This window comes from Pacificimonas aurantium (genome assembly GCF_020092905.1).
Classification (GTDB): domain Bacteria; phylum Pseudomonadota; class Alphaproteobacteria; order Sphingomonadales; family Sphingomonadaceae; genus Pacificimonas; species Pacificimonas aurantium.
Genome location: NZ_JAGSGB010000001.1, coordinates 158,399 through 173,695 on the forward strand (window position 1 = coordinate 158,399; position 15,297 = coordinate 173,695).

Sequence of the window (15,297 nt, forward strand, 5' to 3'; positions counted from 1 at the left end):
CCGGGCGCTACAGGACGAGCGGCATGTCGGCGACGGCCGCGACGTCCTGGGAGACGCCCGACTGCGGCAGCGCCGTCAGTTCGGTGTAGACCAGCTCGCCCAGGTCGGTGTCGTAGTAGAGCTCCCGCTGCCCATCGAGGAAACGAAAGGTAATCGGCTCGGTCCCGACCGGTATTGTGAGCTCCAAGCTCCCGGGAGAGTTGAATCCAACCAAGGCGGTAGAGCCGTCGAGATACGCCTCTCGCAGAAGCCCGGACGAAGCGAATCTCTCTACCTCGATAATGTCGCCGCCGCGATTGAAGGAGGGATCGAAAGTCAGCTGCGAACCCAATGAAATCGTGATCGTTTCAGTGCCCGCCGTCCCGAAAATGTCGAACGCGCCGAGCGGAACCGACGCCTCGCCGTCGGGCGAAACGATCACCCTTCCCGGATTTTGCGGATCGAAATCCGGAATGGGAGTATCTTCGTCGGACAGGCGCTCGAACGACAGCCCCCCTGTCTCCGCGTCGTAGGTGATCAGCTGCTCACCATCTTCGAAAGCAAGCCGCAGCCCCTCGGGGCCCAAGGGAATGTCGACCGACGTACCCAGATCGTCCCCGATCCGGACAACCGACCCCAATAGCTCGATATCGTAGGCGGACCTCGGATCGCGCAGAATGAACAGGTCGCTCCCGGCATTGAATGAGGGGTCGAACCGCGCCTGTTCACCGGTACCCACGACGACGGTCTCCGCTGACTCCCGCGACCCGAAGATCGTGTGGGCGCCATCTATCAGCGCGAGAATTTGGCCTTGGCCCAGAATGAGCTGCGCCGAGCCTTCCAGGTCAGGCGCTTCCACGCCCGGCCCCTCATAGACGTCGCGGACATAGACCACGAAGCTGTTGATACGCGACAGGCCGCTGTCGTCTGTGGCCTGGGCGTACAGCTGATACAGGAGCTGGGTTTCGTGGTCGAGCCGCCCGGCCTCCGTCAGGATAAGCTCTCCGCCGTCACCGAGGCGAAAGATACCGTCCGCATCGTCGAGGAGCTCATAGGTAAGCGGCCCGCCATCCTCGTCTTCGGCGTAGAGGGTCCCCACAACCGTCCCCGCCTCGGCATCCTCGTCTACCCCATCGTTCAGGAGGGTGATGCGTCCCGGCGGCGCAATACCGTCAAGTTCGATCTGAACGGTCGCCATCGCAGTGGCGCCCGACGCATCCTCGACTTCGAAACTGAAAAAATTCTCGTTGTTCGCGTTGAAGGGACCGAACGTATAGGTGAACAGCCCGTTCTCTCCGCCCGTCACGGTCCCGCCATTCGCACTAAGAGCCCGGTAGGTCAGCGGATCGCCCTCGGGGTCCGTTGCCTCGACCTGAACATCGACCGATCGCGTCCCGGCGAAGACCGTTTGCGAGGTTGCAGAGGGAGCGTCGTTGACCGGAGCCACGCTGATGGTGATCGTTTCCGTGCGCGGGTTTCCAAGCGGGTCCACGACCGTCAGGTCAAAGCTGTCCTCCCCGAAAAAGTTCGGGTTGGGCCGATATTCCAGGGTTGAAAGGCTGCCCCCCACTACCGTGCCGTTTGCCGGGTCGGTATATTGAACGGTCTCCGTGCCATCGAATTCTTCGACCGGCTGCACATCGAGAACCAATACGCTGTCCTCGTTTACCTCGAAGTCCACATCGCCGAAGACGGGCCCCGGTTCCGCCACCTCCAGAGCTGTTGCCAAGACAAAATTTGTCGACAGGTCCGGATCGAGGACCGGGGTGACAAACAGAACATTTGCCGCATCATCTACTTCGATACGGATGTCAGCTTCGAGACCCGAAAAGGGATCGTCGACCCTGAAAATCAGGCTATCGGCAGCGCCGTCAGCCTGGAACGCCTGACCGTAAGTGCCCACATAGGGACCAGGAAAAAACGGATGTTCCGCCCCCCGTGTCCAGCCCACCATATAGCCGCCGTCCGGCAGACCCTCCACGTCGAGCCAGGAGAGGGCCATCCCCAAATCCTGAAGGACCCTTGATTCTCCCAGGATCGTTCCGTCCTCGTCGAACCGCTGGGCCCGGATCACGGTGTCGGGCGAGCCGTCCTCGGTCAGTTCGTTTGTGACAACTACGAACCCGCCCCCGGCGAGTTCGGCAATGGCGAAGTCCAGGATTGCTCCACCTGACGCGGCGTTCACGGAAAAGCCGGAGAGGGCAAGGCCTTGGCTGTCGAGAAGGACTCCATCGACGCTGGGTCTATCGGCGACGCTGCCGTCGCCGGTACGGGCAGCAGCGACCATCGTCCCGTCGCTTAGCCGCGCCACCTGCGGCACGGAAAATCCCGTACCCACTCCTTCCAGGACCGTGGCCCGGGACAACAGGGCGCCGTCCGCTCCGAAGCGGGCAACGGTCAGGTCGTTGGCAGTCTCTCCGATGGAAAAATACGCTGTGGCCCATCCTGCACCGTCGGCAATGCTGGCAGACGATCGAACCGCCAATTCATCCGCGGACGCAATCTCGATGGTCGTGTCCGTAAGGAACTCATTGGAAACGACTGCGCGCAGACCTTCGGAGCCGGAATCGTAGAAGCTGATGGCGAAGCCATCGCCCGCTTGCGCTGCCGAAAGATGGGAGGGTTCGCCAGTGGTCATCAGGGGTACCTGGAACTGGTCCGACTGAGGCGTGGCCGAGAAATCGACATAGCGCGCCCCGAACTCCCCAGGTTCATCGTAATACGCCCAGACTACCAGCACCTGGTCGCCGAACGAGATGGAACTCGCCCTTGCCGTTCGCTCGGAAAGATCTGAAAGAACGATGGTTTCCGTCGGAATATAGGTCGCCACAAGACACCTCCTCAGCCAGGGTCTGGAGTTCCAGCCTAGGGCCGCCGAGCGGTCCCGACCAGCGAATACGGGCCTTTCCCGGCCGCTCCCCGAACGGCTATGAGATGGCGCGGCGCGAAAGGCAGGGGCAATGCGATGATGAAGGCAGACCAGTATCATCGGCGCGCCGGCGCCCTGGCGGCGACTTTCCTTCTGGCCATGACATTCGCTCCCCCTGCCGGCGCCCAAGTCAGCGCCGAAACCGATGAAGACGTTCAGGACCGCCAAGAGCGCGGAGTTGGGGCGGAATCCGAGGCCGCGCGGCCGCTGGACCGGTCGGCCGGCAACCCGTTTCTCGCCAACCTGTCGGAATATGCCCCCATTTATGGGGTCTACGGGCCGGGCACGAATACCGCGGCGCGCCTGCAGCTAAGCTTGAAATACCGCCTGTTCGGTCGGGACGCGGGGCCCGATGCCATTCTGTCCGGCGGCTATGACGGCATCTACTTCGCCTACACCCAGCGCATGTTCTGGGACCTGGAGGCGGAATCCCTTCCGTTCCGAAACATCGATTTCGAGCCCGAACTATTCTACGCGGCGGCGCTGCCGGCAGTCTCCCGCGACCTCGACCTGGGGGTTCAGGTAGGCATACGGCACACCTCGAACGGACAGGCGGGAGAGGACTCGCGCAGCGTCAACACGGTCTACGTCCAGCCCGCATTCGCGGTGCGTCTTGGGGAGACTTGGCGGCTGCGCGCCGGCCCGCGCTTCTGGACCTATGTCGGTAGCCAGGAAGAAAACGAGGATATCGACCGCTTCCGCGGCCATACGGGCGTGTTCGCCGAACTGGGCGATCCCGAAGGGCTGCGCATTTCCGGCATGGGCCGCATGAACCTTTCGACCGGCAAGGGAAGTTTCGAAACGCTGGCCACCTATCCCCTGCCGCGCCTGCTCGGGGGCGGCCCGGAGTTATATCTGACGGCGCAGGGGTTCAGGGGCTACGGCGAGAACCTGCTCGATTACGACCAAAAGACGACCCGCCTGCGCATTGGCCTGGCGCTCGTGCGCTAGGCGCCAGCCTCCGCAGGCCGATATATGCCTGCTTGCGGATGCACGGAATTCGGGGCTTGCTGTTGTGCGCCGCAACATTAACGTTCGCGGCCGGGAGGTTGCCGATCGGGGGCGGCCGGTAAGGGGAGCGACCAGGTACGGCTCATGCTCGACGGCTCACTTCTCGAGTTTCTCCCGCTACTCGCCATCATGCTCGGCGCCGGCCTGTTCGCGGGCTTCGTTGCCGGCCTGTTCGGGATTGGTGGCGGGTTCGTCGTGGTTCCCGCGCTGGTGGCGCTGCTTCCGATCATGGGCGGCGACCCGAACGAATATTTCCACGTGGCGGTTGGGACCTCGCTCGCCACCATCGTCATCACATCGCTCAGATCCGTGCAGGCGCATGCCCGGCACCACTCGGTCGATTTCGCTGTGCTGAAAGCGTGGGCACCCTGGGTGATCGCCGGCGATGTCGTCGGCGTCGCGCTTGCCACGCAGGTCGATGGGGCCGGCCTGGCAGTCATCTTCGGCGGCGGCGTTCTCATCATGGCGCTTCACTTTCTGTGGCCGGTCCTGAAGACCAAGACCTTGCGCGACGACCTTCCCGGCGGCGCAGGCAGGATAGCCATCGGCGCGCTGCTCGGCGCCTTCTCCTCGCTGCTCGGCATCGGCGGCGGCACGCCGGCCGTCATCGTCATGACGCTGTGCGGCCGCTCTATTCACAGCGCGATCGGCACGGCGTCCGGCGTGGGCTTCCTGATCGCGCTGCCAAGCGCGATCGGCTTCGCCATTATCGGCCTCGGCAAGGAGGATCTGCCCATCGGCTCGCTGGGCTACGTCAATCTTCTCGCCGCTATCTCCATCGTCTCGATGTCGGTGTTTTCCGCCCCCTGGGGGGCGGCGGCGGCGCACAGGCTGCCGGCCGACAAGCTGAAGCGGGTGTTCGGCGTATATCTGATTTTCATCGGAGGACTGATGATCGGCAAGGGAGTGACAGGCTGATCGTCGAACAGGAGGGAGAAGGAAGATGAGGGATTTCAACAGGCGCGCCTTTCTGGGCGCAGCGGCGGCGGGAACCGCCGCGATGGCGGGCGGCGGGGCGGCCTTCGCGCAGTCACCGCTGAACGAAGCGAAACCGAACCTGACCGCGAAGCCGCCGGTTTTCGGACCGGCCCCCGGCGTGGCGCTGCTGTCGCGCAACGAAAACCCCTATGGCCCCAGCCCGAGCGCGGTCGCCGCCATCTACGATACGGCGGCAAAGGGTTGCTATTATGCCGATGGCGGCCTGCGCACGCTGACCGACATGATCGCGGAGAGGTTCGGCCTCGACGGCGACCATGTGGCGATCAGCAGCGGGTCCACCGAGATTCTGTGCGCCGCCGCGCTATCGATGCCGCAGGAGGGCGCGATCCTCTGCCCCGGCCTGTTCTGGGATACCACGGTCGACTATGCCGCCCGCAAGGGCGCGGCAGTCAAGCGCGTGCCGCTGACGGCCGACATGGAGGTCGACCTGCCCGCCATGCTCGCGGCCATCGGCCCCGATGTCGGCATGGTGCAGATCTGCAACCCCAACAACCCCACGGGCATCGCCATCGACGGCGACGAACTGCGTACCTTCATTCGCCAGGTCGATCCGCGCGTCACGATCCTGATCGACGAAGCCTATAACGAGCTGACCGACCGGCCCGAATATACCTCGGTCAGCGACATGGTGGCGGCGCATCCGAACCTGATCGTCTGCCGCACCTTCTCGAAGATCTACGGCATGGCGGGTCTGCGCGTCGGCTATGCCCTGGCGGCCCCTGAAAAGGTCGAGACCATGCGCGGCTATCTGATGAGCTTTGGCGGGAATACGGCGGGCCTCTCGGGCGCGATCGCGTCCTATAACGACGAGCCCTTTCTCGACTATTCGCGCAAGCAGATTCTGACCGGGCGGCAGATGATCCTCGATGCAGTCCAGCGCGCCGGGCTGACGGCGCTGCCGTCGCAGACCAATTTCGTCTATGTGAAGGTTCCCGATGCCGACTCCGTGCAGACGGCGATGGCGGATCGCGGCATCATGATACGCGGCGCCTATGGCGCCTGGACGACCTGGTCGCGGGTCAGCACCGGAAAGCTGGAGGACGTCGAGAAATACGCCGCCGCTCTGCCGGAGGTCGTCGCCTCCGCCTGATCGGCAATCGACCGGAGAGAGACGGGGCGGCCGAAGAATTTGGCCGCCCCGTCTCCGGACCGGCTGCCGCCGAGCTTGCCCCGGGCCTTACCGCTATATTACGAGGCGGGTTCGCCGCATAGCAGGGGAGGTCTGGAATGCCGGGCGTCTGGTTTGACGAGCTTGAGGTGGGCCAGGTCTTCAAACACCCGATCCGCCGGACGATTACCGAAACGGACAATGTGCTGTTCACGACGATGACGCATAATCCGGCGCAGCTTCATCTCGACGAGCATTACATGCAGACCGAGAGCGAATATGGCCAACGGCTGGTCAACAGCACCTTCACGCTCGCGCTGATGGTCGGCATCTCGGTCAACGACACGACGCTCGGCACTGCGGTCGCCAATCTGGGGTGGGACGAGGTACGATTTCCAAAGCCTCTGTTTCACGGCGACACCGTTCGGATCGAGACCGAAGTCCTCGATCTCAGGGAAAGCAAGTCGCGGCCCGGGCAGGGCATCGTGACCTTTCAGCACCGCGCCTACAACCAGCATGACGAGCTCGTTGCCAGCTGCAAGCGCACGGGCCTTCAGCACATGAAGCCCAAAGGCGCCAAATGACCGCCGAAGACGTGCCCTCCAGGCGGGCGCCGAACCGTTCGTGGCTCTTCATCCCGGGCGACAGCGAAAAGAAGCTGGCGAAAGCGGGCGGACTGGCTGCCGACGCGCTGATTTTCGACCTTGAGGACGCCGTCGCTCCGGAGCGCAAGGACGCGGCGCGCGAGCTGGTTCCCGCCCTGCTGCAAGACACGCCCGCCGCCGAACGCCGGTCCGAATATTGGGTCCGCATCAACCCCCTGGACAGCGGTCTGGCGCTTGTCGACCTGGCAGCGATCGTCGAGGGCGCCCCCGACGGCGTCGTGCTTCCGAAGGCGGAAGGGCCCGAGGACCTGCTTCGTCTGTCCGATTTCCTTTCCGCGCTCGAGGTCCGCGCCGGCCTGAAGGAGGGCGAAATCGACATCCTGCCGGTGGCGACCGAAACGCCGGCGGCCTGTTTTCGTCTCGGCGACTATGCCGATCTGGCCCTCCCCCGCCTGCGCGGTCTCAGCTGGGGCGCGGAGGATCTCTCCGCCGCTCTCGGCGCGGCGACGAACCGCGACGCGTCCGGCGATTTTGCGCCCGCCTACCGCCTCGTCCGGTCGCTGACCCTCCTTGGTGCACACGCGGCCGGGGTCGAAGCGGTGGACACGCTACATGCGGATTTTCGCGACGCAGAGGGTCTTCGGGCCTCCAGCAGCGCGGCGCGGTCCGAAGGCTTCACCGGCCGCCTCGCCATTCATCCGGCGCAGGTCGAGCCGATCAACGCCAGCTTTTCTCCCTCGGCGGAGGAGGTGGATCATGCCCGCAGCGTGGTCGCGGCCTTTGCGGCGCAGCCGGGCGCGGGTACCGTGGGCCTCGACGGCAAGATGCTCGACCGGCCGCACCTGAAACAGGCCGAGACCGTCATCGCCCAGGCGGAGGCCTACGGCGCGGCATGACCAGGGTGGACGTTTTCGACCTGGAGGTTTCGGGTCTCAGCCACGTCCCCTTCAACCGCGACCTCCTCCGCATCATCGGTCTCGCGCATCCCGGCATTTCCATCGAAATGCACGGCGAGGACGCGCACATCGCCGCGCTAGATGCGTTCGACTACCCCGTCCCCGTCAGCTTCGTGCGCGCGGGCCATGGCGACTGGGCGGGTACGGCGAAGGCAGCCTATATCGCCGCTCATGGCAAAGCCGATCATGCCGTCGTTCTCGGGGCGGGGGCGAACTATTTCGGCGCTCTTCTGAAACTCGCGAAGACCCGGCCCGGCACCGGCTTCGACTTCGTCGGTCATAGCGAACTCGCCGAGCCCGCGCGCTGGCGCTCGCGAAATCCGCTCGTACGCCGCCGCGACATGTTCGGCCTTCTTGCCCGCAGGTTCCCCGCGAATGCGCGCCTGGTGGTGCTCGAACCGGCAATCCTCGACGGCCTTGACGCCGTACTTCACCCCAAGAGCGCGGCAACCGCACTGCCGCACCCGTGCGCGCCCGCGCCCCACCAGCCGGGCCCCGTGCCAGAGCGCCCGACGATATCCTTCCTCGGCGGCACCTTCCGCGCCAAGCGCTTCGACCAGTTCCTCGAGGCCGCGCGGCTCAATCAGGACCGCTTCCGCTTCGCAGTCGTCGGCTCACGCTTCGGCGACGACTATGACAGTGCGGACGATGTGCTGTTCGAGGTGCCGCCTGCGCGGGAAAAGCTGCCGCGCGACTGGTTTGCATCGCTCGTCGAGCGCAGCGACCTGATTTGTCTGCCGCTCGATCCCGTGCGCTACAGCCATGCCGCGAGCGGAACACTTCTCGACGCGGCCGCCTATGGCATTCCGCTCATCACGACGCGGACGGCTGTGACGCTGGACTGGGAACGCCGCTACGGGCCGATCGGCTATCTGGTCGAACAGGCGGAGGATATCCCCCCCTTGATCGGATCGCTCGACCGGGAGATCGTCGCAGAGGACCGCGGAGCCTTCCGGGCGTCATTGGAACGCGCCGCAGAAGAACGGCGCCCCGAGCAACTGGCGAAGAACTTCCGGCTGCATCCTCCCAGCTGAGGCGAGGAACGGCGGCAGAGCGGCAAACGGAACGCGAGCGCCTGCCAGAAACGCTGACTTGCCGCAGACATCAGAGCCGCGGAACGGTTCTACCGTTCTTGCTGCAAATGGCGCACCCGACAGGATTCGAACCTGTGACCTCTGCCTTCGGAGGGCAGCGCTCTATCCAGCTGAGCTACGGGTGCCTGAGGCCGGAAGCGGGCGCTTAGCAAAAGCGCAGGTCGCGTACCAGTGTTTCGCGCACCGGGGGGCTGCCCGGAGATTCACGGGCCAAATCGGCGGCGAAAGCGGGGGACCGGCCGCCCCGCTGAGGGGCGCGGGGGGCCGGACCTGGGATACGCAGATACGCTACTGTGCCGCCATACTGCGGCAGTGCCACTACGTAGCGGCCCCTGGCTTAACCCTCGCTGACCGGATCAGCTTTCCGGCGCGGGCGTCTTGTCCGGATAGGCGCACAGATCCTCGACCGGACAGCGCCAGCATTCCGGCCGCCGCGCCTTGCAGATGTGGCGGCCATGCAGGATCAGCCAGTGATGGGCGTTCATGATATAGTCGTCCGGAATCACCTTCAGCAGCCGGTCTTCGACGGCGCGCGGCGTCTTCCCCTTCGCCAGTCCCGTCCGATTGCCGACCCGGAATACATGCGTGTCCACGGCAAGGGTCGGCTCGCCGAACGCGGTGTTGAGAACGACGTTCGCCGTCTTCCGCCCCACCCCCGGCAGCGCCTCGAGCGCGGCCCGGTCGCGCGGTACCGACCCGCCATGATGTTCGAGCAGCATCTCGCTGAGCGCGATGACGTTCTTGGCCTTCGAGTTGAACAGGCCGATTGTCTTGATGTGCTCGCGCAGCTCCTCTTCTCCCAGTTCGACCATGGCGGCTGGTGTCTTCACCTTGTCGAACAGAGCCCGCGTCGCCTTGTTGACGCCGACATCGGTTGCCTGCGCCGACAGCACCACGGCGACCAGCAGGGTGTAGTCGTTGACATATTCAAGCTCGGTTTCCGGCGCGGGCATCGCCTCCGACAGGCGGCGGAAGAACTCTCGGACGGTCTGCGGTTTCATGACGCGCGTCCTACCGCGGCAAGATTTTCGCGCTAGACGTTTCCCCCGCAATGGCCACCGATTTCGACCTGACCCTGCGCCCTCCACCGCCCCTGCCCCTGGGGTCGGCGAAACTCGTCATCGGGGTGACGGCCTTCGTGATGCTGTTCGCAGGGCTTCGCTTCCTGCTGCTCGGCGCCTGGCTGGTACTACCGTTCCTGCTCGTCGACCTTGCGCTGCTCGTCTGGGCCTTTCGCAGCAGCCGCACTGCAGCGCGCGCCTTCGAGCGGCTGCGGCTGGCGGGGCAGGAGCTGGTCGTCGAACGTACCGACCCGCACGGGCGGACGCGGCGCTGGACGCTGCCGCGATCCTGGACCCGCGTGGAACTTGAGCGGCATGCACCGCAGGACCGGTTGTGGCTGCGTCACAAGCGCAAGAGGATGCTGATCGGAAAGCACCTCAACCGACGCGAACGGCGCGAAGTCTACGACGTTCTGGCGCGCGCGCTGAACGGCTAGGGGCCAGCCCCCCTCACCGGGACGAGCGGGCCGCGCCCTATTTCCGGCCGATCGAACTGTAGCGGAAGCCAGCGCTGCGCATATCCTCCGGCGGATAGACGTTCCTCAGGTCGACGAAGACCGGATCGGCCATGCTGGCCTTTACCCGGCCGAGGTCGAGCGCGCGGAACTCGTTCCATTCGGTGATCAGGACCACCGCGGCGGCCCCCTCGACCGCGTCATAGGCGCTAGCGGCCATTTCCACGCCGGGAAGCAGCGGCGTCGCCTGCTGCATCGCCGCGGGATCGAAGGCCGCGACCTGCGCCCCCGCCTTCTGCAGGCGCGGGAGGATTTCCAAAGCGGGCGATTCGCGCATGTCGTCGGTATTCGGCTTGAAGGCGAGGCCGAGCGCGGCGATCCGCTTGCCGCTCACGTCGCCGCCGCACGCCGCGATCACGCGCTCCGCCATCGCCTCCTTGCGCCGTTCGTTCACGTCGACGGTCGCCTGGACGATGCGCACGGGCGCCCCCGCCTCTTCGGAGGTGCGCAGGAGCGCCAGCGTATCCTTCGGAAAGCACGAGCCGCCATAGCCAGGACCGGGGTGCAGGAATTTCGGACCGATCCGGTTGTCGAGCCCGATCCCCTTCGCCACCGTCTGCACGTCTGCGCCGACTTTCTCGCACAGGTCGGCCATCTCGTTGATGTAGCTGATCTTGACGGCAAGGAAGGCATTGGCGGCATATTTGATCAGCTCGGCCGTCTCGCGGTCGGCGACCAGCAGCGGCACCTCGCGCAGGGATAGCGGCCGATAAATGGACCGCATGACCTGCTCGGCGTGGTCGTTGTCGACGCCCACCACGACGCGGTCGGGCCGCATGAAGTCCTCGATCGCGGAGCCTTCCCGCAGGAACTCGGGATTGGACGCGACGCTGATCTGTTTCTCGGGCGCGGTGCGGCGCGCGATCGCCTGCACCTCCTGCCCCGTCCCGACCGGGACGGTGGACTTATTGACGATGACGCAGCTGCCCGAAGCCGCGCGCGCGATTTCCTCTGCGGCCGCATAGACATAGCTAAGGTCCGCATGGCCGTCGCCGCGGCGGCTGGGGGTACCCACCGCGATGAAGACCGCGTCGGCATCCGCCACGGCGTCTTTTAGATCGGTCGTAAAGCGTAGGCGGCCGCCTGCCGCATTCCGCTCCACCAGTGCCTCGAGGCCCGGCTCGTAAATCGGAATTTCGCCGTCGTTCAGCCGGTCGACGATCTTCTCGTTCTTGTCGACGCAGACGACATGGTGACCGAATTCGGAGAAGCAGGCACCTGAAACAAGGCCGACATAGCCGGTGCCGATCATGGCGAGACGCATGCGGGAAACGCTTTCCTGTCGAGGAGAGGTGGGTCGCCTTTGCCGCTAGCGCGCGGCGGGACCGAAGGCCAGTGTCAGTCCTGTGTCAAAACGCGGCTCAGCCTTCGGCCAGGTTCAACGCCGAGGACGCCCGGTGATAGTCGTCGGGCAGAATATCGCGACCGACCGGCGGGACGGCCCGGGCCGGGCAGTTGCTGCGCTGGCACAGGCGGCAGGCGATGCCGATCGGGGTCGGCGCCGCCGAGCCGCTATCGCCCTCGGAATAGATGAGCTCCCGTGCCTGCTCCGCCGCGCATCCCAGGGCCACGGCCCCCTCGACCCGCGGCGCGCCCCACGAACCGCCGCCGGAGGTTACCGTCCGCGCGATCGAGAAGAACCGCGCCCCGTCGGGCAGCTCCAGCCACTGCGTCCGCACGCGGCGAGGGGTCTTGAAGACGGCATGCACATTCCACAGCGGACAGGCCCCGCCATAGCGCGCGAACGGGAAACCCGCGCCGTCGAGGCGCTTCGAAACATTGCCGGCCGGATCGATACGGATGAAGAAGAAGGACACGCCCTCGGCGCCGGGCTTCTGCAGGGTCGTCAGCCGGTGGGCCGCCTGTTCGAAGCTGACCGAGAATTTCCGCGCCAGCGCCTCGACATCGTAGCGGCGCTTCAGCGTCTCGGCGCGAAAGCCGTCATAGGGCATCAGGAGCGCCGCTGCCGCATAGTTTGCGAGGGCACGGCGGGCCAGTTCCTCCGTAGAGCTCAGCTCGAACTTACCCGACGTCAGCCGGTCGAGGTCTTCGGACAATTCCAGGTAGACCAGCTGCAGCGCCGTCTGGAACCGCAGCGTCGCGGCGTCGACGGCATCGGAAAACAACACCTCACTGCGGTGGCGGTCATAGCGGCGCACCGACCCGCCCAGCACGTCCGCCGGCAGGCGCCGGACCTTCAGGCCGTGACGCTTCTGGATTCGAGCCGTGAAGCCGTCCGGCCCGCCGGCAGCGTTGAACAGGCTGCCCGTTTTCGCCTCCAGCTCGGGGAAATAGTTTCGCCGTGCCGCCAGGAAATCGCGCACCCGCGCCACCGGGTCGGGCAAATTGCCCTCGCGGCCTTCCAGGGTTTCGTCGGCCAGGGCCGACTGGCTTTTTTCATATACGGCGTGCAGCCTCAGCATGGCCTCGGCCGCGGCAGGAAAACTGGCAGCGAAGTCCTCGACCTCCAGCGGGGAGACTTCGATTCCCTCGAAAATGGGGTCCTTGAGGATCGCGGCCAGACGCTTTCGCGCTTCGCTTTCCTCAGCAGCGAGGTCCGCAATGTCGACCCGGTAGGTCTTGGCCAGCCGCATGAGCAGATTTGCGGTCGTCGGACGCTGGTTTCGTTCCAGCAGCGCCACATAGGAGGAGGAGATGTCCAGATCCTCGGCCATTTCGGCCTGGGTCAGCCCCAGCTCGCGGCGCAGCCGCCTCAGGCGCGGCCCCAGGAAAAGCGGACGGTTCTCGGCCATATCCGTCCTTACATAACGGCGATGTGCAATTCTTACAACCTTACAGGAATCGCTTGTAAGAATTTACAGATCGACTTCACCTCGCCTTTCGCCGCGGCCTTTCTGCCGCCACATGAGGGTCAACAAACGAACACGCGAGTGAGAAAGCGAGCCCCCCATGTCCAGCATTCAACCCTATACCGGCGAAATCAGCTTGGCCGAGAGCCTGATCCGTGAGAACGGCGCCCCCTGGAACGATATCGAGGCCGAAGCGGTCGCCCGCATGCGGCTGCAGAACCGGTTCAAGACCGGTCTCGACATCGCGCGTTACACGGCGAAGATCATGCGCGAGGACATGGCCGCCTATGACGCTGACCCCGCCAACTACACCCAGTCACTCGGTGCCTGGCACGGCTTCATCGGCCAGCAGCAGCTGATCTCCATCAAGAAGCATTTCGGCTCCACGAAGCGGAAATATCTCTACCTGTCCGGCTGGATGGTCGCGGCGCTGCGCTCCGCCTTCGGCCCGCTGCCCGACCAGTCTATGCACGAAAAGACCGCCGTTCCCGGCCTGATCGAAGAGCTTTACACCTTCCTGAAGCAGGCCGACGCCCGTGAACTGGGCGGCCTGTTCCGCGACCTCGACAAGGCGCGCGAAGCCGGTGACGAGGTGAAGGCGCAGGACCTCCAGAACCAGATCGACAATTTCCAGACGCATGTCGTGCCGATTATCGCCGACATCGACGCCGGCTTCGGCAATGCGGAGGCGACCTATCTTCTCGCCAAGCAGATGATCGAGGCGGGCGCCTGCGCCATCCAGATCGAAAACCAGGTTTCGGACGAGAAGCAGTGCGGACACCAGGACGGCAAGGTCACCGTCCCGCATGAGGACTTCCTGCAGAAGATCCGCGCCGTCCGCTACGCCTTCCTCGAACTGGGCGTCGATGACGGCGTCCTCGTGGCGCGCACCGACTCGCTCGGCGCCGGCCTCACCAAGCAGATCGCCTATGTGAAGGAGGCGGGCGACCTTGCCGACCAGTATAACAGCTTTCTCGACGTCGAAGAGGTGGATGCGAACAATGTCGGACACGGCGAGGTTCTCATCAGCCGCGACGGGAAGCTGGTGAAGCCGAAGCGTCTGCCCTCCAACCTCTACCAGTTCCGCGCCGGCACGGGTGAGGACCGGGTGGTTCTCGACTGCATCACGTCGCTGCAGAACGGCGCCGACCTTCTGTGGATCGAGACCGAGAAGCCGCATGTCGGCCAGATCGGCGCCATGGTCAGCCGTATCCGCGAAGTCATCCCGAACGCGAAGCTGGTCTACAACAATTCGCCGTCCTTCAACTGGACGCTGAACTTCCGCCAGCAGGTCTTCGATACCTGGAGCGAGGAGGGCAAGGACGTGTCGCAATATGACCGCGAGCGCCTGATGAGCGTCGACTATGACGGCACCGAGCTTGCACAGGAAGCGGATCGCCGCATCCAGAGCTTCCAGAAGGACGCCGCGCGCGAGGCCGGCATCTTCCATCACCTCATCACCCTGCCGACCTATCACACGGCGGCGCTGTCGACGGACAACCTGTCGAAGCGCTACTTCGGCGACGAGGCGATGCTCGGTTATGTCCTCAACGTCCAGCGCGAGGAAATCCGCCAGCAGATCGCCTGTGTGAAGCACCAGAACATGGCCGGCTCCGACATCGGCGACGACCACAAGGAGTATTTCGCAGGTGAGGCCGCGCTGAAGGCCGGCGGCGCGCACAACACGATGAACCAGTTCGCGGCCGAATAGCCGCCACCAGACCTACGCTGGGGAAAACTCGCCCGCTCCGGTTCCCTTTTCCGGAGCGGGCTTTTCTTTGCGCGCCGGTCGCTGGCGGCGGGGGCGCTGTGCTAGGCGGAGCGGATGATCGCCTCCGTCCGTACCGCGCTCCGCTGGCTGCTTGCCATCGTCTTCGCCCTTGCCGGCTATTTTCACATCGTCAGCCCCGAACCGTTCCTCGTCATCACCCCTGACTGGGTGCCCATGGCCGAGCAGGTGATCCTGCTCACCGGCATCGCGGAATTTCTCGGCGCGGCCGGACTCATGGTCCCTGCTTTGCGCGGCCCCGCCGGATGGGGTCTTGCCGCCTATACGGTCTGCGTCTTTCCGGCGAACATCAACCACGCGATCATCGACCTGACGAACGGCACGGGTCTGCCGCTCGCCTACCACCTGCCCCGCCTCCTGTTTCAGCCTGTGATTCTCTGGGCCTGCATGTGGGCGGCGGAACTGATCGACTGGCCGTTCGGTCGCCGCCGCCCTTAGCTC

The 15,297-nt window shown here is 65.1% G+C and carries 13 protein-coding genes and 1 tRNA gene; 9 read left to right on the forward strand and 5 right to left on the reverse strand.

Going from position 1 to position 15,297, the window contains the following annotated elements:
- Positions 1 to 7: 7 nt before the first annotated feature.
- On the reverse strand, positions 8 to 2,809 hold the full coding sequence (locus KCN53_RS00805) for an Ig-like domain-containing protein (RefSeq protein WP_088711900.1): 2,802 nt from the start codon (positions 2,807 to 2,809) through the stop codon (positions 8 to 10).
- 135 nt (positions 2,810 to 2,944) lie between these two features.
- Here KCN53_RS00805 and KCN53_RS00810 point away from each other — a divergent pair, with 135 nt between their 5' ends.
- From KCN53_RS00810 to KCN53_RS00835, 6 genes are all read left to right on the forward strand, one after another.
- Positions 2,945 to 3,859, forward strand: coding sequence for a phospholipase A (locus KCN53_RS00810; RefSeq protein ID WP_172406193.1), 915 nt, complete (start codon positions 2,945 to 2,947; stop codon positions 3,857 to 3,859).
- A 144-nt stretch (positions 3,860 to 4,003) separates the two neighbouring features.
- Positions 4,004 to 4,837: a sulfite exporter TauE/SafE family protein gene (locus KCN53_RS00815; RefSeq protein ID WP_088711898.1), complete on the forward strand. Its 834-nt coding sequence runs from the start codon at positions 4,004 to 4,006 to the stop codon at positions 4,835 to 4,837.
- Positions 4,838 to 4,862: 25 nt separating this feature from the next.
- Positions 4,863 to 6,008, forward strand: coding sequence for a pyridoxal phosphate-dependent aminotransferase (locus KCN53_RS00820; protein WP_088711897.1), 1,146 nt, complete (start codon positions 4,863 to 4,865; stop codon positions 6,006 to 6,008).
- A gap of 137 nt (positions 6,009 to 6,145) precedes the next feature.
- On the forward strand, positions 6,146 to 6,610 hold the full coding sequence (locus KCN53_RS00825) for a MaoC family dehydratase (RefSeq protein WP_088711896.1): 465 nt from the start codon (positions 6,146 to 6,148) through the stop codon (positions 6,608 to 6,610).
- Positions 6,607 to 7,527 carry an HpcH/HpaI aldolase/citrate lyase family protein gene (locus tag KCN53_RS00830; protein WP_088711895.1) on the forward strand — a complete coding sequence of 307 codons (921 nt, stop codon included), beginning with the start codon at positions 6,607 to 6,609 and terminating at the stop codon, positions 7,525 to 7,527. The genes KCN53_RS00825 and KCN53_RS00830 overlap by 4 nt, the downstream gene beginning before the upstream one ends.
- Entirely contained in the window at positions 7,524 to 8,621 is a 1,098-nt protein-coding gene (locus tag KCN53_RS00835; protein WP_088711894.1) for a glycosyltransferase family protein, read from the forward strand. Before KCN53_RS00830 ends, KCN53_RS00835 begins: the two co-directional genes overlap by 4 nt.
- 108 nt (positions 8,622 to 8,729) lie before the next feature.
- Here the strand turns inward: KCN53_RS00835 and KCN53_RS00840 are convergent.
- Both KCN53_RS00840 and nth read right to left on the reverse strand, forming a co-directional pair.
- A tRNA-Arg gene (locus KCN53_RS00840) sits at positions 8,730 to 8,806 on the reverse strand.
- 231 nt (positions 8,807 to 9,037) lie between these two features.
- Positions 9,038 to 9,682, reverse strand: coding sequence for an endonuclease III (gene nth, locus KCN53_RS00845; RefSeq protein ID WP_088711893.1), 645 nt, complete (start codon positions 9,680 to 9,682; stop codon positions 9,038 to 9,040).
- Between the two features lie 50 nt (positions 9,683 to 9,732).
- On the opposite strand from nth, the gene KCN53_RS00850 reads away from it, so the two are divergent.
- Positions 9,733 to 10,179 (forward strand): DUF2244 domain-containing protein, encoded by a 447-nt coding sequence (locus tag KCN53_RS00850; protein WP_088711892.1) that lies wholly within the window; start codon positions 9,733 to 9,735, stop codon positions 10,177 to 10,179.
- Positions 10,180 to 10,216: 37 nt separating this feature from the next.
- On the opposite strand, the gene KCN53_RS00855 is transcribed toward KCN53_RS00850, so the two are convergent.
- Complete coding sequence (locus KCN53_RS00855) at positions 10,217 to 11,521, reverse strand: UDP-glucose dehydrogenase family protein (RefSeq protein ID WP_088711891.1); 1,305 nt, start codon at positions 11,519 to 11,521, stop codon at positions 10,217 to 10,219.
- Positions 11,522 to 11,618: 97 nt separating this feature from the next.
- Positions 11,619 to 13,010, reverse strand: a complete 1,392-nt coding sequence (locus KCN53_RS00860; protein ID WP_088711890.1) for a helix-turn-helix domain-containing protein — start codon at positions 13,008 to 13,010, stop codon at positions 11,619 to 11,621.
- A 157-nt stretch (positions 13,011 to 13,167) separates the two neighbouring features.
- Between KCN53_RS00860 and KCN53_RS00865 the strand changes: the two genes are divergently transcribed.
- Together KCN53_RS00865 and KCN53_RS00870 are read left to right on the forward strand one after the other, a co-directional pair.
- Positions 13,168 to 14,778, forward strand: a complete 1,611-nt coding sequence (locus tag KCN53_RS00865) for an isocitrate lyase (RefSeq protein WP_088711889.1) — start codon at positions 13,168 to 13,170, stop codon at positions 14,776 to 14,778.
- A 114-nt stretch (positions 14,779 to 14,892) separates the two neighbouring features.
- A complete protein-coding gene (locus KCN53_RS00870; RefSeq protein ID WP_088711888.1) occupies positions 14,893 to 15,294 on the forward strand; it encodes a DoxX family protein in 402 nt (133 codons plus the stop codon).
- The last annotated feature ends 3 nt before the right edge of the window (positions 15,295 to 15,297 follow it).